This is a genomic window from Pseudomonas sp. NKUCC02_KPG (assembly GCF_019345465.1).
In the GTDB taxonomy this organism is placed as follows: domain Bacteria; phylum Pseudomonadota; class Gammaproteobacteria; order Pseudomonadales; family Pseudomonadaceae; genus Aquipseudomonas.
Map to the genome: position 1 here is coordinate 1 of NZ_JAHKRC010000019.1, position 22680 is coordinate 22680.

Sequence of the window (22680 nt, forward strand, 5' to 3'; positions counted from 1 at the left end):
CGATGGCATCAGCGCGGTTGTGCAGACAGACCGCGGTGCTGCCATCGCGAGCAAGCCCGCTCCCACATTAATTCGGTTCGACGCCCGGCAAGCCGGGCGTCGAGGTCACACTCAGGCTTGCGTCAGATTCTTTACGGCGCGTTCGAAGCGGTTCAGGCCCTCTTCGATATCGGCTTCTTCTACCACCAGGCTTGGCGCAAAGCGCACCACGTCGGGGCCAGCCTGCAAAATCATCAGGTTTTCTTTTTCGCAGGCGTTAAAAATGTCTTTGGCGCGGCCTTTCCAGGCATCGTTCAACACGCAGCCGATCAACAGGCCCATGCCACGCACTTCAGTGAACAGGCCGTATTGCTGGCCGATCTGCTCAAGACGGGTTTTGAACTGATCGTGTTTGGTTTTGACGCCAGCCAGCACTTCAGGGGTGTTGATCACATCAATCACCGCATTGCCCACCGCGCATGCCAGCGGGTTGCCGCCGTAGGTGGTGCCGTGGGTGCCGACAACCAGATGCTTGGCCAGTGCTTCGGTGGTCAGCATGGCTGCGATCGGGAAACCGCCGCCCAGGCTCTTGGCGCTGGTCAGGATGTCCGGGGTCACGCCGTAATGCATGTAGGCAAACAGCTGGCCGGTACGGCCCATGCCGGTCTGCACTTCGTCGAACACCAGCAGCGCGTTGTGCTCGTCGCACAGCTCGCGGGCGCCTTGCAGGTAAGCCTGCTCGGCTGGCAGCACGCCGCCTTCACCTTGAATCGGCTCCAGTACCACCGCGCAGGTCTTGTCCGAAATGGCCGCTTTGAGTGCGTCAAGATCGTTGAACGGAATGTGGGTAATGCCGGTGATTTTCGGACCGAAGCCGTCGGAGTACTTCGACTGCCCGCCGACGTTCACGGTAAACAGCGTACGACCGTGGAAGCTGTTGAGTGCGGCGATGATTTCGTACTTCTCGCTGCCGAACCGATCAAAGGCCACACGACGGGCCAGCTTGAAGGCGGCTTCGTTGGCTTCGGCACCGGAGTTACAGAAGAACACACGCTCGGCAAAGGTCGAGTCCACCAGCTTTTTGGCCAGGCGCAGCGCCGGCTCGTTGGTGAAAACGTTGGATACGTGCCACAGGGTATTGGCCTGCTCGGTCAGCGCGCCGACCAGTGCCGGATGCGCATGCCCCAACACGTTAACGGCAATGCCGCCAGCGAAGTCGATCAGTTCACGACCGGCCTGGTCCCACACTCGGGAACCGGCGCCGCGCACAGGAATAAAGGCTGCAGGCGCGTAGTTGGGAACCATGACCTGATCGAAATCGGCGCGTTGCACCGGGGCTTGCTCAACGGACATCGGAGTCTCCTGAAGAGGAACGCCTGCCTAAACTGGCGAGCGATGGGAGGATTGTAGGGACACACGGGGGGCACGCCTTGTCGCCAAGCGACAACTTCTTATAGCGCCCAACCATGATTTTCCAAGGCATTACGACAATGCGACATATTCCGTCACAAAGGCGCAGTTTAAACGCTGAGGCACTTTTACGGCAGCACTCTGGCGTTTTGTTTGCGCGAAAAGCGTGAGCGTTTCCAGAGCGGCTTAGGCGGACCGCTTTCGGGTGCCAAATGTGTATCGGCTGAACGCTGTTTATTGATCGGAACCCCAGTGGGTTGAGCAGGTATTTGCGCTTTTTTTCAGTCCCGGGCTGGCCGATCTTGATGGCCATTCTTCGAGGCAATTGCAAGGTGTCGACTTGGGCCAGGGCCTGGGCAACGACGCCAGGCTAATGCGCACCCTCTTGTTCCACTCTCTGAAAATGGACTCATCATGAGCAGCATTCCCGAAACCCCGCCGCCCCCCCGAACAGCTGTTTCACTACAGCCCTCACTTCACCCATGTGAGCAAGGCCCTTCCGAGCTGGGCAGAGCACTTGAAAAACCCCGATTTGCAGCGCCTGAAAACAATCAAACCAACCCTGCACCGCTCCCTTGCAGCCCTCACCGCCACTCAAAACCGCACCTTCAAAAACACACTGACCGAGCGCTGGGCCGCGCACGGCGCTGTGAACCAGCAACTTGAGCACATCCTCGATGTGCGCGCCTTTGCCGAACCGTTGCTCAAGCGACTGATCAAGCAACGCCACGGCCTGGACCTGGACGTCAACCAGACCTACATCAACCTTTACATCCCTACCTACCTGCCAGTGATCGGCCTTCGGGACAGCGGTGCTACAACGTGGCGCGTGTCGCTACTGGACGCCGCCCTGCACAACTTTGAACTGCATGAAACCTTGCCCTATGCCTACGAGCCTGACTCCGGCTATATCACTCGCCCCGACGAGCTGGGTCATTACAAACTCAGGGACGATATCACCGAAAAAATGCCGGTACTGGCCTTCACCGCCCTCTGCCGCGCACTCAACCTTGGCGCCCGCTATGACGCTCATTTGAGAACCCATCTGGGGCTCAATGACCGTGCCAGGCAATTACGGCTAAAAACCACCCTGGGCGAATGCCATCAGGCCGATCTAAAGGCTGACCTGCTCCATGGGGTTCTCACCCGGCAAATGCACGCGCCCCTGTACGAGTCTTTGAATGGCTTTATGAGCGGCACGAGCGACAAGTGGCTGACCTACAGCCTCTCGGTGTGCGCATTGGCGGCAGAGGGACCGGTCATCTTCATTCCCGAGGATCAGCGTTCCATTGTGGTTTACCTCCCCCACGATCCGCTGCACCCGATAAAGGAATACTCATCCATTGGCCGCTTTGTTGAGCACCTGACCGCACGCCTGAGCGCTGACGACTACCAGCATTTCTTCAGTCGCTTCATCCCTCACGAGCATCTGGCGACGTACTTTTCAGCATTGAAAAGAACCTACTTCCACATCATCACCGACGCCCCCAATGCCCCCGACCTGGAAGACCGCGACTTCGGGGTCGGACAATCCCTGATCCCGATCGACAACCCCCTGCTCGATTGTTCGATTGAGCCGATCACTGAAGACCTGTGGGAAACCCTCTACAGCAGAAAGCTGGCCAGGATATTCAGTGACGCCAAGAGCATTGCCGTCTCTACCGACGCAGAAGACCGCAAGACCCGCCAGGATCGACTGGAGCGCTGGAAGCGCATCGGCCTGGCCCTGTTCAATGCGGCAGCCTTTGTCATCGCCCCGTTTGTGCCGGTGGTCGGCGAGTTGATGCTGCTACAAATGGCCTATCAACTGCTGGATGACGTCTATGAGGGCGTGCACGACTGGGTGGAAGGCCAGACAACCGAGGCCTTCGAGCATTTGATAGCAGTGCTGGAAAGCACAGTACAGGCAGGGCTGTTTGCCGCGGGAGGACACATCGTCAGTGACCTGCTGCCAAAATCGTCAGCCTTCGTAGAGGGCATGACACCCGTGACGGGCAGCGACGGCAACACCCGCCTATGGAATCCTGACATCAGCGTCTACAACCATGAGTTGAATGTGCCCGACAGCGTAGTCACTGACGAACTGGGCCTGCGGCACCACAACGATCAAATGCTGCTGACACTCAACAGCACCGCCCTGGCTGAGCACACTCTGGTACTTGAGAAAGCCGAAGGCGCGCAACAGTTCACCCTGCGCCACCCCTCTCGCCCGCACGCGTACCGGCCCAAAATCCTGCATAACGGCGAAGGGGCCTGGCTGATGGAGGGCGAGCGCCCGCAGACCTGGGAGGATGCCACCTTGATGCGGCGACTGGGGCATGCAACGGACGGACTCAGCGACACGGAACTGCAAAACCTGCGACGTGTCAGTGCGACCTCCAATGGGGTCTTGCGCCGGGTACACATGAACAGCGAGAAGATCCCGCCCTTGCTCAAAGACAGCCTGACGCGCTTGAAGCTGCACAAACAAAACATCAAGGATATTGAGCATGTGCGCCAGGGCCTGACCACGTCAGAGAAGAGCAACTGGCTTGAAAGCCTGCCAACCGAGTTGCAAGGCTGGCCTGAGGAAAAGGCACTGGCCATCTACTCGGATCAAACACTGTCCGGCCAGCCCCATGTGTACGGCAACCGTCACGCCCTGCCTGAAGACACGTTGAAAATATCCCAGGGCGAGGTCAAGCAGGGACAGCTTTGGCCACTGATTGTCGACAGCCTCGACTCAAGCCAGCTCAACGCATTGCTGGGCCCCGAGACCGTCAAGGCGGATGCCGTGAAAGCACTCCACGCCAAAGTGGCCGATTACGCCTATCAGCGCCGGGAAGATATTTTCAACCACACCTACGCCAAAGAGCGACTCACACATAGCCCCCAGGCCCGCTTGATTGAAACCGCCTTTGCGCAGCTTCCCGCCCCCGCGACCCAGGCCATGCTCGATACCGCCAGCACCCTTGAAAAGAAAGACTTGCTGATGGGTCATAACCTGCCGCTACGGATCAGGAACCTGGCCACGGAGCTGCAATTCCAGACAAGGATCGCCCACGCACAGGAGGGGCTGTTTGAAGAAGACCTGGTCAGCCCCGACGCCGAGAAAGCCGCCATTAACACGCTGAGAATGCACACCGACGCCATCAGCGACCTTAAGCTCGATGTTCGTGAATCAGTCGTGGACGGGGCTTTGCGCCATGCCCATCACCCGGAGGGGGCCAGTCAGTCACGAGTCATCGTGCGGCTGGGGCCGGGCAAGTACGAAGTTTATGATGAGCATGGGGCTTTGCTCCACCCGGCCTCGGGCTTCTACAGCGCCCTTCAGAAATCACTGCCCGAGACCAGCCTTGAACACGTGAGATCACACCTCAAGCCTGGGCAAAACTTCAAGCAATGGCTCATCGAAAAATACCAGCTCAACAATCAGGTGCGAACCGCCCTGGAGTTTGGTAATGCCAATCGCTCCGTGACCCTGGAGACTGAAACGCTACTGCGCGGCATCGGCAGCAGCCATATAGATCCCAACTCCCCGTCCAGCCCCCTGAAAAACCAGGTCAGAGCGCTTTACCCGATGCGCGATGAGGCCGAAATCGGGCTGATAACCGCACGCATCAACACCGAACAGGCGTTGACCCAGCTCAATGTTCTTATGGATGAAAAAAACCTGTTGTTTCGCGAACTGGATGAGTGGGTACAGTCGCCCCGCGCCAGCTCAGCATCAGACACCAACGGCCTCGAAATTCACGAAACCCGCAAATATGTCAGTGCCAGGATCAAGGACTCATGGCACACGGCAGATAAACCACACATCAATAAGGCCGGCAGAATCGAGATACGTGCAGTGCTCGACTTTAGCCACGCCGAGCTGGGCGCTATCGAACTCGACAGCCTGAACTTGAGCAGCCCCTTGCGTCATGTCGCCGGGCTGTTTCTCGATGATTGCCAGTTGTCGTCCTCCAGTGAAGAGTTCCTGAATCACTTTCCGAACCTGCGGGTGCTTTCTCTGGCGTCCAATCAGCTGGAACGCTTTCCACCAGCCCTGACCAGGCTGCGCCGACTCAGGCAATTGACACTCCCCAACAACAAGCTGGTGATGACCCGCGAGGCACAGGATCGTCTCAATGGCCTGACGCGGCTTTTGCATCTGGACCTGAGTAACAATCCCCTTGGACAACCTCCGGCCATTGGCCAAATGCCTGAGCTCCTGACATTGACCCTGAACAGAACCGGTATCACCCAGTGGCCAGAAGGCCTTCTTTCAGTGGGCAGGCCCCGAACCTTCAATTTGAGTCTGCTGGGTAACGAGATAGCAACAGTGCCTGATTACTTGCCCGAGTCCGCAGAGTCCTGGGTGGTCGCCAATACCCGTCTGGAGCGACAAAAACTCGATCTGGACAACCAGGACCGGATTATCCGGTACCGTCAGGCACAAGGCCTTGACCCCCATCGCACCTACCCGCCACGAGGCCTGGAAGGCAGCAAGTTTTGGCTCGACGGCACACCCGCTGAACAGGCCTCGATGCAAAGCAGCTGGGATAACGTCGAAAAAGAGCACGGATCCCAGGGCTTTTTTGAAGTCATTTCCAGAATGGAAGTCCAGCCAGAGGTATTTGAGACCGAAAGTGACAGGATCAACTATGAAGAAGCTTGGGAGGATCTGGCCAGCAAAGTGTGGCGACTGATCGATGCCGCCCATAACGATACCCTTATGCGCGAAAAACTCTTCACCCTTGCCAGCGCCCCCACACATTGCGCGGATGCCGGGGCACAGATTTTCAATGCGATGGGCCTTGAGGTCATGGCCTACGAATACTACGAAGCAGCAACCCCTGCCAGGGAACTGAAAAACAACCTCATCACCCTGGCACGGGGCAAGGCCCGGCTGGCGAAAATCCATGATATCGCCCGCGCTGATGTCGCTCAGCGAGTAAAGCCTGTCAGCGAGGGCGGCCTGGGCTTGAGGTTCAGCTCTGAAGTCATCGATGGTGTACCCGGCACCGTGGATGAGGTCGAAGTACACACCGGCTATCAGGCTCGCCTGAGCTCCAGCCTCGAACTGCCCTGGGTGCCCAATTACATGGTGTACCGCCTCACCGCAGGGGTGGGGAACGCAGAATTTACGCGGGCCTACAACCTGATCAAGGAGGGCGAAAAAGGTGATGGCCTGGTTAACCAGATCCTGGCAGAAGCGCCGTTCTGGGAAACATACTTGAACAAAACCTATCCGGGACCGCTTGAAGACAACGCACGGATATTCGACGAGCGCGTGGACTGGCTAAACCAGTTGCTGGAACTACAAAACGCCTGGATCAAGTCACAGGAGCAACTGCAAAATCGCGATCCGGTGTTGAGAGCTTCGCTGGTAGAAATAGCCGCAAAACTGAAGGTCACTGAAGCTGAAGTGCTGACCCAAGAGCCCCTCAGCGACAGCCTGTATAACCGGATTTACCTGCAACTCGCCGATGAGCGCCTGGAAGTAAGCCGGAATATGACCCGCATCGCCCTTGCCCAGGCCAAGCGGCTCTGACTTCAGCCACGCTCGGCAGGAGCCGAAGACAACTCGAACGGGCTGCTGCTTCGGCGCTGATTGCGGTCTTCACGGGGTGTCGCGCCAAAGAAGTTGCGATACGCACTGGAGAAATGCGGCCCCGATGAAAAGCCGCAGGACAAGCCGATCTGGATAATCGACTTGCTGGTTTGCATCAGCATTTGCCGAGCCTTGTTCAGGCGCAGTTCCAGGTAATACTGGCTAGGCACGCGGTTGAGGTATTGCTTGAAAATCCGCTCCAACTGCCGACGGGATACGCACACATGCTGGGCGATTTCGTCGGTGGTCAGGGGTTCTTCGATGTTGGCCTCCATCAGCAACACGGCCTGGGTCAGCTTGGGATGGCTGGAGCCAAGACGGTTTTGCAGCGGAATACGCTGGCGCTCGCCACCTTCGCGGATGCGCTCCACCACCAGCTCTTCGGACACCGCACCGGCCAGTTCAGCCCCGTGATCGCGAGCCAGAACAGCCAGCAACAAATCGAGCACCGACAACCCGCCACAGGCGCTCAGACGATCACGGTCCCAGTCAAACAAGTGACTGGTGGCAATCACCTTGGGGAAACGCTCGGCAAAATCGTCCTGCCAGCGCCAATGCACTGCAGCACGATAACCATCAAGCAAACCTAATTGCGCCAGCGGATACACCCCGGCCGACAGCCCGCCAATCACACACCCTGCCCGCACCAGTTGCTTGAGCGCACTGCTCAAGGCCGGAGCCAGGGTGGTCGGGGGCTCATCAGCCAACAGGAACAGCTTTTGGCAGCCTTCAAGCTTGCCGTTCCAGGGCTCGCCGGGCAATTTCCAGGCGCCCTCGGGCGCAGGTTCTGCCTGCAGGAACAACAACTCGTAGACGACTTCAGGATGCACGCGCTGAGCAACACGCAACGCTTCCTCGGCCAGCGCCAGGGTCAAGGCTTTGGTGCTGGGCCAAATGAGGAAACCAATTCGATGGGCGGTCATAGCGTGCTATCCGGAACGAAAACGGGAATAAAACATGTGCACCTGACCTAAGCCAACTGCGCTGGATGCGGAGCATGACCTATTTTGGTGCACAGAGGCAGTCTTAAAATTGCAGTTACTTCAAGCTGCCCGACAGAAACTGCTGCAACCGCTCACACTGTGGATTAACCAGCACTTCACGGGGGTTGCCGCTTTCCTCAACAATACCTTTGTGCAGGAATACCAACTGGTTCGACACTTCACGGGCAAAGCCCATTTCGTGGGTCACTACCACCATGGTCCGGCCTTCCAGAGCCAGGTCCTGCATCACCTTCAGCACATCACCCACAAGCTCCGGGTCGAGGGCCGAGGTCGGCTCATCAAACAGCATGACCTCAGGCTCCATCGCCAGTGCGCGGGCAATCGCCACACGCTGCTGCTCACCGCCGGACATATGCCCCGGGTAGGCATCCTTGCGATGGGACACACCTACCTTGTTGAGGTAGTGCTCGGCTTTTTCACGGGCTTCGGATTTGGTCATCCCCAGCACATGCACCGGCGCTTCCATGATGTTTTCCAGTGCGGTCATGTGCGACCACAGGTTGAAATGCTGAAACACCATCGACAAACGCGAGCGCATGCGCTGCAGCTGCTTGGGATCAGCGGCCTTGAGAGCGCCGTCCTTGTTGGCAATCAGCTTGAGCTCTTCGCCATTGAGCAGGATCTTGCCGGCATGGGGCTGCTCGAGCAGGTTGATGCAACGCAAAAAGGTACTTTTGCCGGAGCCACTGGAGCCGATGATGCTGATCACATCGCCTGCCTTGGCGGCCAGTGAAACGCCTTTGAGCACTTCATGACTGCCATAGCGTTTATGCAGGTCTTGGACTTCAAGTTTGTACATGCTGTCGGTTCTCACAAAAACAGTCAGTCGTTGAGCAAGCGCCCGTGGCGCAAAGGCTCGCGCCCCGCCACTTTAGCCAGCCAGAAACCGGGTTGGGCATAACGCAGTCGCTCAACGGCAAATAACACGCCGGAGGTGCCTGCGCATACCGTACTGACCCGGTCAGATAAAGGATCAATCACTTCGAACAGCGGCTCGCCAGTTTCTACCCAGGCGCCCACCGGTCGTAAAAAACTCACCACACCGGGGTGCGGCGCAAATAACAGCTCAGTGCCTTCAAACGGCATCCCTTCGCACGTTTCATACTGCGCAGCAGGCCATTGGCCCGTGATCAGCCCCTGCTCGGCCAGAAACGCCAGAATGCCCTCGGCATAAGCTTCGGCCTCTGGGCGTCCGGTGTCGGCCTGCCCTCCCAGCTCCAGCGTGGTCGACATGCAAGCCAAAGGGATCTGCGCGTCGCTGAACTGGCGCTGCAACCGCAACCAGGGCACCGAACAGGCTTCATCGAAGGAACTGCCGCCCGAATCTTCGGCCAACAGCCCTACACGCACATCCAGCTGCGCAGCCAGAGAACGCCACTGCGGCCAATGCTGAGGCAAGGCGTACATGTGCAGTGCGGCGTCGGTCTCGCAATGCAAGTCGAGCACAATGTCAGCACTGCAGGCATAGCTGAGCAACACACGCTGCATACCTTGCAACTGACTGGTCGCAGGGGGCAGTTCAGACAATACATCCATCATCGCCTGACGGATCAGTCGGGTGTTGGCGTGGGGGTCATCCCCCAGGCACCCGGCCAGTCTCTGCGCTACCGGCTCGCTCAACTCAACGAAATCACGGTTGAAATTCTTGCCGCTGCCAAACTCAAAGCGCCCCTGATGGCTGCCCTGCAGCAATTGGCCAAGCCCCAGGGGATTGGCCACGGGCACCAGCTCGATCACACCGTTCAAGGCGCCTTGTGCTTCAAGCTCGGCCAGACGTTTCTTCAGCTCCCAGGCACACCGCATGCCCGGCAGTTCGTCGGCATGCAAGCTGGCCTGGATATAGGCCTTGCGCTCACCTGCACCGAAACGAAACACCGTCAAGTGGCGCTCAGAACCCAGGGTACTCCACGGCAACACGTGATCAATACGTTCCATGGGTCAGGCCTTGCGCGGGGCCATGTAGCCCAGCCAGCGGCGCTCGGCCAGTTTGAACAGGCGCACCAGAATGAAGGTCAGGCACAGGTAGAAAGCACCTGCCGTGATGTAGGCCTCAAACGGCAAGTAGTACTGCGCATTGACGGTACGTGCAGCGCCCGTAATGTCGATGAGGGTCACGATGGAGGCCAGACTGGTGGTCTGCAACATCATGATCACTTCGTTGCTGTATTGCGGCAGCGCCCGGCGCATGGCCGACGGCAGCAAAATACGGCGGTACATTTTGGACCGCGACATCCCCATGGCCTTGGCCGCCTCAATCTCGCCATTAGGCGTGGCCCTGAGGCTACCGGCAATGATTTCTGCAGTATAGGCGCTGGTGTTGATAGCAAACGCCAGGCATGCGCAGAAGGTTGCGCTGGACAGCAGTGGCCACATGAAGCTGTCACGAATGACTTCGAATTGGGCCAGGCCGTAGTAGATCAAAAACAGCTGTACCAGCATCGGCGTGCCGCGAATCACGTAGGTAAACAGCCAGGCCGGGAAGTTGACCCACGCCTGCTTGGAAACCCGCATCAGCCCCAGTGGCACTGCTGCGAGCAGACCGAAAAAGAGTGAAATGCCCAGCAATTTCACGGTTTCCAGCAACCCGCTCAAGTACAGCGGCATGCTGGCCCAGATGACGTTGTAGTCAAAGATCATAGCTCAGCCGCCCTTACGCCTACCGAGTAGCGCTTCTCAAGTTGTCGCAACGCCAGCAGCGAAACACTGGTCAACACCAGATACATCGCTGCTACGGCCAGGAAGAAGGTGAACGGCTCGCGGGTGGCATCAGCCGCCTGCTTGGCCTTGAACATCATGTCTTGCAAGCCGACCACCGAAATCAGGGCCGTGGCTTTGGTCAATACCAGCCAGTTATTGGTAAAGCCCGGAATCGCCAGGCGAATCATCTGCGGCACCAATACCCGGAAAAACACCTGAAACGAACTCATGCCATACGCCATGCCGGCCTCAGCCTGCCCCTTGGGGATGGCCATGAACGCACCACGAAAGGTTTCGGACAGGTAGGCACCGAAAATGAAGCCCAGGGTGCCGATACCGGCCGCCAGCGGATTCAAGTCGATATAGTCGTCGTAGCCCAGCATCGGCGCCACGCGATTGAGCAAATCCTGGCCACCGTAAAAAATCAGCAAAATCAGCACCAGATCGGGAATCCCGCGGATTACCGTCGAATACAGATCGCCCATCCAGGCCAGCCAGCGTACCGGCGACAAGCGTAACGAAACACCGATCAGACCTAGAACAATGGCCAGGGCCATGGACGACAAGGCGAGCTGAAGCGTCAGCCAAGCGCCATCGAGGATGACAGCCCCGTAGCCTTTCAACATGATTCAGGTCCTCAGAAATGGGGATGAAAAAATGGCGCAAACTTCAGAGAATCTGTTGCTTGCGCCATTTCGGACTTACCGCTGCGATGTATTACTGACCGTAAATATCGAAGTTGAAGTATTTGTCCTGGATTTGCTTGTACTTGCCGTTTTCACGGATAGCGGTAATTGCAGTGTTGATCTTGTCTTTGAGGGCATCGCCCTTGCGCACTGCGATACCTACGCCGTCACCAAAATATTTGACGTCGGTGAATGCCGGACCCGCAAATGCATAGCCTTTACCCGCCGGGGTTTTCAGGAAACCGTCTTCGAGCAGGGTGGCGTCTGCAACGGTGCCATCAAGGCGGCCCGCTTCAACGTCCAGATAGATTTCGTTCTGCGAACCGTAAGGAACAACGGTTGCACCTTTAGGCGCCAGAACTTCCTTGGCGAAACGGTCGTGGATCGAACCGCGCTGTACGCCGATTTTCTTGCCCTTGAGCTCTTCAAGGTTATCGCCGACCACAGTGCCTTCCTTCATCACCAGACGTGCCGGAGTGAGGTAGTACTTGTTGGTGAAATCAACCGACTTTTTGCGGTCTTCGGTAATCGACATCGAGGACAGGATGGCATCGATCTTGCGCACTTTCAGCGCAGGGATCAGACCGTCGAATTCTTGTTCGACCCACACACACTTGACCTGCATCTGCTCGCACAGAGCATTACCGATGTCGTAGTCAAAACCCACGATACTGCCATCCGGGGCCTTGGAGGCGAACGGAGGGTACGCCGCTTCAATACCAATCTTCAGAGGTTTATCAGCAGCAAAAGCCTGCAGGGACAGCACGGACAGTGCCAGGGCGCCAAGAAGCACGAGTTTCTTCATCTTAGGACTCCATCGGTAAAGGGCAATAAATGCAGAGTGAGCCTAGGCCCAATATGCGGAGGTTAAACCGGGAATGCGGCGCCACGTCCTACTGGCGTTGCACTGGGATCAGCACAACAACGACGAGCGAGTGATCGGCATTCTAACGACAGGCTTCAAGCCGTAATTTCTTCAATGCGACAACTAATTACAGATGCACCGAAAAAGGCGACCATAGGCATTGACAGCTCTCCAAAATAATGCAAGAGCAAAAGATGTAGAACCTATATGAGTTGCAAATAGCGGGCCTATTATTCGCAAACCCTTCTATTCCGGCAAGTGTAGCGTTTCATCTTATTTTATGACGGGCTGAAAAGGGCTCTAAATCAGTGCTTTGGGTATCGCAAAGCCCCACCTTGGAGCAGCCGGTTACACATTCGGTAACACTGAGGGCCTACACCTACAGGAGCAACCGTCTTACTGGCCCTAAATGCCCCTGTGGGAGCGGGCTTGCTCGCGATACAGGCGATGCGGTGTGCCAGACAAACCGAACTGCTGCCATCGCGAGCAAGCCCGCTCCCACTGCAGATTCCAGGCCACCATAAAAAAGCCCCGCCAGGCAACGCCGGACGGGGCTCGATGACACTCAGCACGTGTTATGCGACTTTCATGCCTTTGTGGGTTTCAATCAAGTGCTGCACCACACCCGGGTCAGCCAGGGTAGAGATATCACCCAGACCATCGTATTCACCGGTGGCAATCTTGCGCAAAATGCGGCGCATGATTTTGCCCGAGCGGGTTTTCGGCAGCCCCGGTGCCCACTGGATGACATCCGGCGAGGCGATCGGGCCGATCTCCTTGCGCACCCAGTTTTTCAACTCAAGGCGCAGCGCTTCACTCGGCTCTTCGCCACCATTGAGCGTGACGTAGACATAGATCCCCTGCCCCTTGATGTCATGCGGCACGCCGACAACTGCGGCCTCGGCAACTTTAGGGTGCGCCACCATCGCGCTTTCGATTTCGGCGGTACCCATCCGGTGGCCGGACACGTTGAGCACGTCATCCACGCGACCCGTGATCCAGTAGTAGCCATCCTCATCGCGACGCGCGCCGTCACCGGTGAAGTACATGCCACGGAAGGTCTTGAAGTAGGTATCGACGAAACGGTCGTGATCGCCATACAGGGTCCGCGCCTGCCCCGGCCACGAATCCAGAATCACCAGGTTGCCTTCGGCAGCCCCTTCTATAAGGTTACCCAGGTTATCCACCAGCCCCGGCACCACGCCGAAGAACGGACGCGCCGCAGAGCCAGGCTTGAGTGCGTGCGCCCCCGGCAGCGGGCTCATCATGCAAGCACCAGTCTCGGTCTGCCACCAGGTATCCACGATCGGGCAACGCTCCTTGCCCACGGTTGTGTAGTACCAGTTCCAGGCCTCAGGGTTAATCGGTTCGCCCACCGAACCCAGCAAACGCAAGCTGGAGCCATCGGCATCCTTAACCGCAGCCTGACCTTCAGCCATCATGGCGCGAATGGCGGTTGGCGCGGTGTAGAGAATGTTGACCTTGTGCTTGTCGACAATTTTCGACACGCGGGTGATGTCCGGATAGTTCGGCACACCTTCAAACAACAGGGTGGTCGCGCCATTGGCCAACGGCCCGTAGACAATATAGGTGTGACCGGTCACCCAGCCCACATCGGCCGTGCACCAGTAAATCTCGCCAGGACGGTAATCGAACACGCGCTCGTGGGTCAGTGCCGCATAGAGCAGATAGCCGCCCGTGGTGTGCTGAACGCCCTTGGGCTTGCCGGTTGAGCCAGAGGTATACAGGATGAACAGGGCTTCTTCGGCCCCCATTTCTTTCGGAGCGCAGTGCTTCGAAGCAACGGCCATCAAGTCGTGGTACCAGATGTCACGGTGCTTGTACCAGGCGATGTCGCCACCGGTACGCTTGAACACAATGATCTTCTGCACACTGGAAGTGTCCGGGTTGGTCAATGCCACATCGACATTGGCCTTGAGCGCTGTGCGCTTGCCACCACGCAGACCTTCGTCAGCGGTAATGACCACCTTGGATTTGCAATCGATGATCCGTCCGGCCAGTGCCTCAGGCGAGAAACCACCAAACACCACGGAGTGAATCGCGCCGATCCGGGTACAGGCCAGCATGGCGACTACGGCTTCAGGCACCATCGGCATATAGATAGTAACGACATCACCACGGTGCACATCCTGACCGCGCAGGGCGTTGGCCAGCTTGCACACTTCTTCGTGCAGTTCGCGGTAGGTGATGTTGCGCTGTTCGGAAGGGTCATCCCCTTCCCAGATGATAGCGACCTGATCGCCGCGCTCGGCAAGGTGGCGATCCAGGCAGTTGTAGGAAACGTTGAGCGTGCCATCTGCAAACCATTTGATGTCGACATGATGGTCGTCGAAGGACGTCTGCTTGACGGTAGTAAAAGGCTTGATCCAGTCGAGACGCTTTGCTTGTTCGCGCCAGAAGCCATCCGGGTTGACGACGGACTGCTGGTACATCGCCTTGTAGGTCGCCTCGTCAGTCAGCGTGTTGGCAGCGACTTCAGGGCGTACGGGATACAGGGAAGCGGCACTCATGTTTCATACCTCAATGCTTGTAGTTGTTGTTTTATGACCCTGTTTTAGCCGGGCCAAGCCGTGAGATCCATTCGACGTTGGTAGTAAGAAACACGCAAAAAAACTATGGTTTTCCTGCGCAAGGCTCAAGCACAGTACTTACAGCCCGTTACGGCTGGGTGCCCACCTTGCAAACGTCCAAAACCAACCCTGTTTTCGACGATTGTTGCAGAAACTGTCAACAGTCTTTATCAAAACCCCCTCTATATGCCCGTGCGGCGCAGGCCTAAAATTCATCTCGCCAACCAAGGCACCGCGATTAACCCAAGTTACAGCCCCCACGAAGGCAAGTTTAGTCGCTCTTCATCACTCAGTTTCACACACAGCCTCATAAGGGCTGTGTGACCCCACTCGACCTAAAACAGGTAATTTCGAAATGAAAGCGTTGTTAGTTCTGGCTCTGAGCAGTGTGTGTTTAACCGCCATGGCGGATGAAACAAGCACACAGGCTACGCACCAGCAACCTGCCGTTGAACAGTATTCCTACTCTTCCGAACTGGACATTGCCAAAGTGATTTCCATGAGCGAAATCCCCAGCGTCTGCGAAGTCGTACCGGCGCAAATGGTCTACGAAGACTCCCAGGGCATGCAGCACACCCTCGAATACCGCGTGATGGGTAACGGTTGTTCCAACGGCTGATTCATCGCACCCGGTTTATTAAAGCGTTAATCAACTTACTTATATAAGCGATCCCTCGCGGCACTTAATTGCAACTTTCAACGCAACTTATATCGCCCTTGAACAGTTGTGCGCCTGCGCCTGTATCGCACGGGAATTATTAAATGAAACGCTCCTTGATAGTGGCTTTTAGTTTGTCAGTTCTGGCCAGCGCAGCGTTTGCCGCTGACGGTTATGACCGCACTCACGCAGCCAGCTTTACAGAAGACGGCTACAACAGCACACGCTCGGCCAGCTTTGCAGAAGACGGTTACGACAGCACACGCTCGGCCAGCTTTGCCGAAGATGGCTATGACAACACCCGCTCGGCAGGTTTTGCCGAAGATGGTTATGACCGTACCAACGGCCATCGCCTCAGCTGACACCGCATCGACTTAACGCCCGGTTTCGGCCGGGCTTGATCCTGCCTCGCACCAAAACCCGACTCATTCCCCCTCTAGCCACAGGTCATTCGACCTCTTGGCCCCATGACAAAAAAACTTCTGCTCCTGTAAACCCTCGCCCAGCCCCAGCCTTCCTTAAGCCCAGGATAAATTTAGGGCGTTTCGTCGCATCCCCGGAAAAAAAACTGGCTGAAATACCTTGTGCAAAAGCCGTATACTGCGGCCATCAAAAAGGCTTGATATATCCCCTTGGCGGGCTGTAAATCCACGCTGCTACGGCCTCAAGGCCCAGGGTGAGTGCAGGTAAAACCTCCTCCCCTGAGCGACAGCGGTACAAGCCAACGTACACATTCATGTTTTTGCGTGAGCACAACGCTACTGCAAGCAACATTTCTTAGATCCAAGTGGCCTATGGCCGTGTAAAAACCAAACCATCAGTGTTTTCACACAGCCAACAGGCCCTCACGCAGGAGACGATACGTCATGCTGAGCTGGGACGAATTCGACAAAGAAGACGAAGGCGAAGTCGCTGTTAAAGGCGCCAACGCAGGCCACGCAACCGAAGCCAACATGGACCGCCTCGACGCCGCCGGCGGCGTAGCAGCCCAGGAAGCCCGTGCAGTGACCGCCAGCGACTCGGCCGCGATCATTCGCGCCAAGGCTGCCCTGGACAACCTCGACATCGCTGAAGGTCTGGCCGAACTCGAAGGCGCTTCCGCCCGTGTTGCGGTTGACGAAAAGATGATGATCAACTGCCGCGCCGACCTCAACCAGCTCGTGCCGTTCAAGTACGACTGGGCCTGGCAGAAGTACCTGGACGGTTGCGCAAACCACTGGATGCCGCAAGAAGTCAACATGACCGCCGACATCGCCCTCTGGAAAAACCCGGAAGGCCTGACCGACGACGAGCGCCGCATCGTGATGCGCAACCTGGGCTTCTTCTCCACCGCCGACTCCCTGGTTGCCAACAACCTGGTGCTGGCCGTGTACCGCCTGATCACCAACCCTGAATGCCGCCAGTACATCCTGCGCCAGGCATTCGAAGAGGCGATCCACACCCACGCCTACCAGTACTGCATCGAATCGCTGGCCATGGATGAAGGCGAGATCTTCAACATGTACCACGAGATCCCGTCGGTCGCTAAAAAAGCCACCTGGGGCCTCAAATACACCCGTTCGATCTCCGATCCGAAGTTCGAAACCGGCACCGTTGAGACCGATAAAGAGCTGCTGCGCAACCTGATCGCCTACTACTGCGTTCTGGAAGGCATCTTCTTCTATTGCGGCTTTACCCAGATCCTGTCGATGGGCCGTCGCAACAAAATGACCGGTGTCGCCGAGCAGTTCCAATACATCCTGCGCGACGAATCCATGCACCTGAACTTCGGCATCGATGTGATCAACCAGATCAAAATCGAAAACCCGCATCTGTGGGACGCTGAAATGAAGGAAGAAGCTTCGCAGATGATCCTGCAAGGCACCCAACTGGAAATCGAATACGCTCGCGACACCATGCCGCGCGGCGTACTGGGCATGAACGCCGCGATGATGGAGGACTACCTCAAATTCATCGCCAACCGCCGCCTGTCGCAAATCGGCCTGAAAGAAGAATACCCGGGCACGACCAACCCGTTCCCATGGATGAGCGAAATCATGGACTTGAAGAAAGAGAAAAATTTCTTCGAAACGCGGGTAATTGAATACCAAACCGGTGGTGCATTGAGCTGGGATTGATACGAGGCTTGAGTTAAGCCATACGTAGCAAACAAGAAGGGCCAACGATTGTTGGCCCTTTTTTTTGTGAAAAAATTAACTGCGTGTGGCCAACAGATACGACACCCGTGAATCGACTGGGGGCAGTCCAACCGAGTGGTCGGTATCTTGAGAGGAGATAAATGAGGCGACTTTTCCGGTCGGGACTTATCAGAAAACGAGTTTGATCCACGCCAAAAATAACTGTATAAAAACACAGTATATTTTCAAGCACTGACTCAGCCCTGGAGAACACCCATGCCTCATTCAGCCACGCGCAGTACGTTTGAACGCATTGTCATTAATCAATTTACCCCGCTGCACTGCGCGCAAGCCCGCGAAATGCTTGGCTGGAATCTCGAGTATCTGAGCCAGCAGTCCGGGGTTTCAGTCCCGGCAATTGAACGCTTCGAAGCCCAAGGCCCTGTGCGCGACGTTACCCGGCTGGCCCTCGCCTACAGCCTGGAGGCGCAAGGGCTGGTGTTCTTTCCCGGGTTTGCGCCCGGTCGCGGGGGCAATGTTCGCGGCACTACACCCGACCCGATGGGCCGCGAAGACTTTGCCATGATCGAGTAAACCCCGGCCCTACTACTCCGGGGTGTGTACTTCAAGCCACCAGGCACGCCCTTTGTGGGGCTGCATCAGGTTGAACACTTCCCCCATTTGTGGCGTTGTAATGAGTACATTGCGTTGCTCCGCCAACGCCACAATACGGTCAAACGGCTCGGACCAGGCATGGAAAGCCAGATCAAAGGTGCCGTTGTGAATCGGCATTAGCCAACGTCCATTGAGGTCGATGTGGGCTTGCAGGCTGTGCTCGGGCTGCATGTGTACATGTGGCCAATCGACGTTGTAGGCCCCCGTTTCCATTAGAGTCAGGTCGAATGGTCCCAACTGTTCACCAATCAGCTTGAAGCCGTCGAAGTACCCCGAATCTCCACTGAAGAAAATCCGCACCCCATCAATGATCATCACCCAGGATGCCCAAAGCGTCTGGTTGTGATCAAACAGGCCGCGGCCTGAAAAGTGCTGGGATGGAGTGGCGATAAAACGAATGCCTGCAACATGGGTGTCTTGCCACCAATCCAGTTGCTGAACTTTGCTGGCCTGTACTCCCCATTTGATCAACAGGTCGCCGACACCCAGCGGCGCCAAAAAATGCTGCGTTTTAGCCGCAAGTTGCAACACGGTTTTTTGGTCCAGGTGATCGTAGTGATTATGGGAAAGAATCACGGCCTCCAACGGTGGAAGCTCTTGAAGGCTGATGGGGGGAGCATGGAAACGCTTGGGGCCAATCCACTGCAGCGGTGAGGCACGCTGCGCGTAGACAGGATCGGTCAGCCAGTACTTGCCATTGAGCTTGAGCAGCAAGGTCGAGTGCCCCAATCGATAGACACTGAAGTCAGGTGCCGCGGCCAACTGTTCACAGGTTAACGGCTTGACCGGAATCACACCTGCAGGACGTGTACTCGCAGGCTTTTGAAAAAGCATTCTCCAAAAAATACCCAAGGTCTTGCCAAGACTGGAGGACGGCCGGGCGCCATCATTTCGAAATGCACCTTGATAACGCTCAGCGGGTTTAAGCCGCTCAGCACTGCGTGAGTCGAGTGCCATGGCATGAAGCCTCCGGTGAAAAAATGAGTATTATCTTGCTTTCCGGCCTGTTAGCGGTTGATCGTCATTCTATAAGAACTAACAGTGGCCACAGACATTGTCACCAACGCTGACTCGCCTTCGACTTAATAGAGCTAGTCTGCATCCATAACCGTTCCAAAAATGTGCGGAATATGTGCGATGTATTCTCGACAACGGGTGTCAGCAAGCAATCGGCGGCCCGGATACCCAGCGGTATCCGGACTCATGGTCCAAACATCTCACGCAGATAACCATGGACAATAAAAGAGGCAAAGGCTTGTCGTTTGCCAAGCGTATTTATACGCCACGTGCCATAGGTTCAGGGTTTGGCGGGCTCAGTCTGGTAGCCGCCCTGTACCCTCTCGACAAGCCCATCTGGCTATGGGGACTGCTGCTGTTCAATGCACTCGTATGGCCACACCTGGCACTCCAATTGTCTTCACGTGCGACCTATCCGTATCGGACTGAGCGGCGAAACATCTTGATTGACTCGCTGTGCGGGGGGGTCTGGGCAGCAACCATCCAGTTCAACGCGCTGCCGACAGTCATTATTGTGTCCATGATGATGATGCATAACGTCGCGGCAGGAGGGCCAAGATTTCTCCTGTACGGTGTGTTGGCGCAGCTGGCAGGGGTCCTGATTTCGCTTCTGTTTCTGGGAGCTGCCTTCACGCCTGAAACCAACAGCCTGCAAGTCTATGCCTGCATACCGGTGCTGATTCTTTACCCGTTTTCTGTAGGCATGGTCAGCTATCGCCTGGCGATAACCTTGGCCGAGCATAAACGCGCACTGAGCACCCTGAGCCGCACCGACAGCCTGACCGGGCTGCTCAATCACGGCTCATGGAAAGACCTGCTGCACCTGAGCTTCCTGCAAAGCCGGGAGAGTCGTTCGCCCGCCACCCTGGCCCTGATTGATATCGACCATTTCAAGAAGATCAATGATACCTACGGGCATATCGTCGGTGATTGTGTATTGCGCCAGCTCAGCAAGGAGCTCAAGGACAACTTGCGCGCTCAAGACCTGGCTGGTCGGTATGGCGGTGATGAATTCTGCATCATCCTGCCCAACCGCTCTCTGCATCAGGCCCAGGAAATCATGGAGCGACTGCGTCAGGTATTTTGCAACTTTCAACACGCGGACGAGCCTGAACTGCGGATAAGCGTAAGCCTGAGCATTGGACTGGCCTCTTGCCGCCCCGAGTTTCAAAACGCTTCCACTTGGTTGAATGAAGCCGATAAAGCACTGTATATCGCAAAAAATACGGGCCGTAACAAAATCAGTATCAGCGCTGCAGACACTCTTTCACAGCCGTATTGAATAGCAGCCCAGGAAAAAATAGTGTCCTGGGCTGCTCCACTCAATTGACGCAACGGCGTACAGCCGAAATCTCAGGCACGTCCAGACGCTGCATGTACACACGCAATGGCTCGGTGATGTTCAAACGATCATCAATATTTTGATCCAGTAATAACTGAATCAGCTCGCGCTTGAGGGTCATGGTGTCTGCGCCATCGGCGTGCCAGACAAACTCGCTGGCGGGCGTAATGTTGTCGTCAGCGACATCCATCCCGAAGGAATCCTCACTGAAACGGACAATGTGCTGGCCTGTCTTGCGATTTAAACCGACAAAGCCGTTTAGCTGGTCGGCGGCCTGGCAGATTAGTTGCGAAGTGATACGCATGGTAAACCTCACTGACGAGCCCAGAGGCTCTGGAACGATGGTTTACACGCAAGATTTAACGCCTGCCCCTCTGCCGGGGGCACTGATGTGGCCAAGAATACTGCACATTTGTAAGAAAAAACGCTTAAAACCGAACAAGACACTCGTTTGTGTCAGATTCTTGATAGTACCCATGGCTGCCGTGTTGTTAAAAAAGCGGCCTCTATTTTTCTGATTGAAAGGAACTCAACCCATGCCTGACCCTTTTGGCAAAACCGCCCTGCTACTGAGCCTGCTTCTGGGCATGGGCGGCGCACAGGCCGCCAGCGCATCCAGCACGACCGAGGCGGCACTGGCCAACGCTCATGGCATACCGCGTCCTGCAGTGATTGCACATCGGGGTGCCTCCTTCGACGCCCCGGAATCAACAGCAGCAGCCTATACCCTCGCCCGGGACCTGGGCGCCGACTATCTGGAAATGGACCTTCAACGCAGCAAGGACGGGGTTCTGTTTGCGTTACATGACAACAGCCTGTTACGCACCACCGACGTGGCCAAAAAATTCCCGGAACGCAAGGACAGTCCCGCCAGCGCCTTCACGCTGGCCGAGCTTAAAACCCTGGATGCCGGTAGCTGGTTCAATCAGGCTTATCCCGATCGTGCGCGCCCATCCTATGTTGGGCTGCCCATTCTGACGCTGGACGAAATAATCGATATTGCCCAAGGCAACCCGCAACACAAGCCTGGCCTGTACATCGAAACCAAAGAGCCCAAACAGTTCCCGGGGCTTGAGCACGACCTGAAAAACAAACTGAGCGAACGTGGCTGGCTCGAACCGGCAACAACAACGGCAGAGCCTCTGGTCGGCCAGGGAAAAGGCCGGATAATGTTGCAAACCTTTGACAAAAACAGCCTCGAACTGCTGCAAAAAGAAATGCCCAACACACCAAAAATCCTGCTGTTATGGGTCGGTGAAGGCGGTATGACACCGAACACCACTCAGCGCTTCGCCGACTCGGGCGAGAAGGATAAAGCTGCGTATTACGCCAAGCTGCAGCCTAAGGACAAGGCCGAGTTCATCCAGTGGCTCGACTTTGCCAAGGCCAACGGAGCCATCGGTACAGGCCCTTCGGCAGCGTTGACCCGCGGCGGTGACCAGAGCTACTTCGACCTGATCAAGCCGTGGATGAACAAGGCGACCCACGACAAGGGCTTGCTGGTACACGTGTACACCCTCGACGAACCCGTGGACTTCAAGAAGGCAATGGACGCAGGCGTCGACGGTATTTTCACTAACCGCGCAAGCGAACTGCTCACGTACTACCAGCGATCGGCTCCACACAGCGTCAACCAAGTGCTGGAAAAGAATGGCTACTGAAACCGCTAACCTGTAACGGGGTGGAAATTAAGGATGAGTTAAGTTGCGCCGGATAATCTGATCCCACTTAAACACCTCAACCCCAAGGGATTAAACATGAAAGCACTGAATATAGTATTCGCCACTCTTGCCCTGGCACTGACTGCCGGTGTTGCCCAGGCAGATGTACGCCCAGACCATATTCCAGGGCTGATCAAGTCGGGTGAAATCACCTCATTTGAAAAGTTGAATCAAGCGGCGCTGGATAAACACCCAGGCGCAACCATTCTCGATACAGAGCTTGATCATTCCTACGGCAAACTGGTTTATGAAGTTGAATTACGCGATACCAAAGGCGTTAAGTGGGACGTTGATCTCGACGCCAAAACAGCTGAGGTCCTGCAGGACAAACAAGACACTTGAG

General features: G+C 56.4%; 18 protein-coding genes. 8 read left to right on the forward strand and 10 right to left on the reverse strand.

The window, feature by feature from the left end; translation table 11 throughout:
* Nucleotides 1-111: 111 nt before the first annotated feature.
* The gene (locus tag KO536_RS21405; RefSeq protein ID WP_219262893.1) at nucleotides 112-1332 is read right to left on the reverse strand and encodes an aspartate aminotransferase family protein; all 1221 of its coding nucleotides are present in this window, start codon (nucleotides 1330-1332) and stop codon (nucleotides 112-114) included.
* A gap of 574 nt (nucleotides 1333-1906) precedes the next feature.
* Between KO536_RS21405 and KO536_RS21410 the strand changes: the two genes are divergently transcribed.
* Complete coding sequence (locus KO536_RS21410) at nucleotides 1907-6904, forward strand: NEL-type E3 ubiquitin ligase domain-containing protein (protein WP_219262894.1); 4998 nt, start codon at nucleotides 1907-1909, stop codon at nucleotides 6902-6904.
* A 2-nt stretch (nucleotides 6905-6906) separates the two neighbouring features.
* On the opposite strand, the gene argR is transcribed toward KO536_RS21410, so the two are convergent.
* The 7 genes from argR to acs form a co-directional block, all read right to left on the reverse strand.
* Nucleotides 6907-7887, reverse strand: coding sequence for a transcriptional regulator ArgR (argR, locus tag KO536_RS21415; protein WP_133077309.1), 981 nt, complete (start codon nucleotides 7885-7887; stop codon nucleotides 6907-6909).
* Between the two features lie 115 nt (nucleotides 7888-8002).
* Nucleotides 8003-8767, reverse strand: a complete 765-nt coding sequence (locus tag KO536_RS21420; protein ID WP_019823425.1) for an ABC transporter ATP-binding protein — start codon at nucleotides 8765-8767, stop codon at nucleotides 8003-8005.
* A gap of 23 nt (nucleotides 8768-8790) precedes the next feature.
* Nucleotides 8791-9903 carry a succinylglutamate desuccinylase/aspartoacylase family protein gene (locus KO536_RS21425; protein WP_219262895.1) on the reverse strand — a complete coding sequence of 371 codons (1113 nt, stop codon included), beginning with the start codon at nucleotides 9901-9903 and terminating at the stop codon, nucleotides 8791-8793.
* 3 nt (nucleotides 9904-9906) lie between these two features.
* Complete coding sequence (locus KO536_RS21430) at nucleotides 9907-10605, reverse strand: ABC transporter permease (protein ID WP_016782124.1); 699 nt, start codon at nucleotides 10603-10605, stop codon at nucleotides 9907-9909.
* A complete protein-coding gene (locus tag KO536_RS21435; RefSeq protein ID WP_133077307.1) occupies nucleotides 10602-11291 on the reverse strand; it encodes an ABC transporter permease in 690 nt (229 codons plus the stop codon). The genes KO536_RS21430 and KO536_RS21435 overlap by 4 nt, the downstream gene beginning before the upstream one ends.
* A gap of 91 nt (nucleotides 11292-11382) precedes the next feature.
* Nucleotides 11383-12156 carry an ABC transporter substrate-binding protein gene (locus KO536_RS21440; protein WP_133077306.1) on the reverse strand — a complete coding sequence of 258 codons (774 nt, stop codon included), beginning with the start codon at nucleotides 12154-12156 and terminating at the stop codon, nucleotides 11383-11385.
* 635 nt (nucleotides 12157-12791) lie between these two features.
* A complete protein-coding gene (gene acs, locus KO536_RS21445; protein ID WP_133077304.1) occupies nucleotides 12792-14747 on the reverse strand; it encodes an acetate--CoA ligase in 1956 nt (651 codons plus the stop codon).
* A gap of 415 nt (nucleotides 14748-15162) precedes the next feature.
* On the opposite strand from acs, the gene KO536_RS21450 reads away from it, so the two are divergent.
* The 4 genes from KO536_RS21450 to KO536_RS21465 all read left to right on the forward strand — a co-directional run bounded on the left by KO536_RS21450 (nucleotide 15163) and on the right by KO536_RS21465 (nucleotide 18176).
* Nucleotides 15163-15426: a DUF2790 domain-containing protein gene (locus KO536_RS21450; RefSeq protein ID WP_133077303.1), complete on the forward strand. Its 264-nt coding sequence runs from the start codon at nucleotides 15163-15165 to the stop codon at nucleotides 15424-15426.
* 143 nt (nucleotides 15427-15569) lie between these two features.
* Nucleotides 15570-15827: a heme utilization protein gene (locus KO536_RS21455; RefSeq protein ID WP_219262896.1), complete on the forward strand. Its 258-nt coding sequence runs from the start codon at nucleotides 15570-15572 to the stop codon at nucleotides 15825-15827.
* Between the two features lie 504 nt (nucleotides 15828-16331).
* Nucleotides 16332-17582 (forward strand): ribonucleotide-diphosphate reductase subunit beta, encoded by a 1251-nt coding sequence (locus KO536_RS21460; RefSeq protein WP_095035466.1) that lies wholly within the window; start codon nucleotides 16332-16334, stop codon nucleotides 17580-17582.
* Nucleotides 17583-17858: 276 nt separating this feature from the next.
* Complete coding sequence (locus tag KO536_RS21465) at nucleotides 17859-18176, forward strand: helix-turn-helix transcriptional regulator (protein WP_133077301.1); 318 nt, start codon at nucleotides 17859-17861, stop codon at nucleotides 18174-18176.
* Nucleotides 18177-18188: 12 nt separating this feature from the next.
* On the opposite strand, the gene KO536_RS21470 is transcribed toward KO536_RS21465, so the two are convergent.
* On the reverse strand, nucleotides 18189-19214 hold the full coding sequence (locus KO536_RS21470) for an MBL fold metallo-hydrolase (RefSeq protein WP_133077300.1): 1026 nt from the start codon (nucleotides 19212-19214) through the stop codon (nucleotides 18189-18191).
* Nucleotides 19215-19488: 274 nt separating this feature from the next.
* Here KO536_RS21470 and KO536_RS21475 point away from each other — a divergent pair, with 274 nt between their 5' ends.
* Nucleotides 19489-20556, forward strand: a complete 1068-nt coding sequence (locus tag KO536_RS21475; protein WP_219262897.1) for a diguanylate cyclase — start codon at nucleotides 19489-19491, stop codon at nucleotides 20554-20556.
* 40 nt (nucleotides 20557-20596) lie between these two features.
* On the opposite strand, the gene KO536_RS21480 is transcribed toward KO536_RS21475, so the two are convergent.
* The gene (locus KO536_RS21480; RefSeq protein ID WP_133077298.1) at nucleotides 20597-20920 is read right to left on the reverse strand and encodes a DUF2025 family protein; all 324 of its coding nucleotides are present in this window, start codon (nucleotides 20918-20920) and stop codon (nucleotides 20597-20599) included.
* Between the two features lie 232 nt (nucleotides 20921-21152).
* Between KO536_RS21480 and KO536_RS21485 the strand changes: the two genes are divergently transcribed.
* Nucleotides 21153-22277 carry a glycerophosphodiester phosphodiesterase gene (locus KO536_RS21485; protein WP_133077297.1) on the forward strand — a complete coding sequence of 375 codons (1125 nt, stop codon included), beginning with the start codon at nucleotides 21153-21155 and terminating at the stop codon, nucleotides 22275-22277.
* 96 nt (nucleotides 22278-22373) lie between these two features.
* A complete protein-coding gene (locus KO536_RS21490; protein WP_133077296.1) occupies nucleotides 22374-22679 on the forward strand; it encodes a PepSY domain-containing protein in 306 nt (101 codons plus the stop codon).
* The last annotated feature ends 1 nt before the right edge of the window (nucleotide 22680 follow it).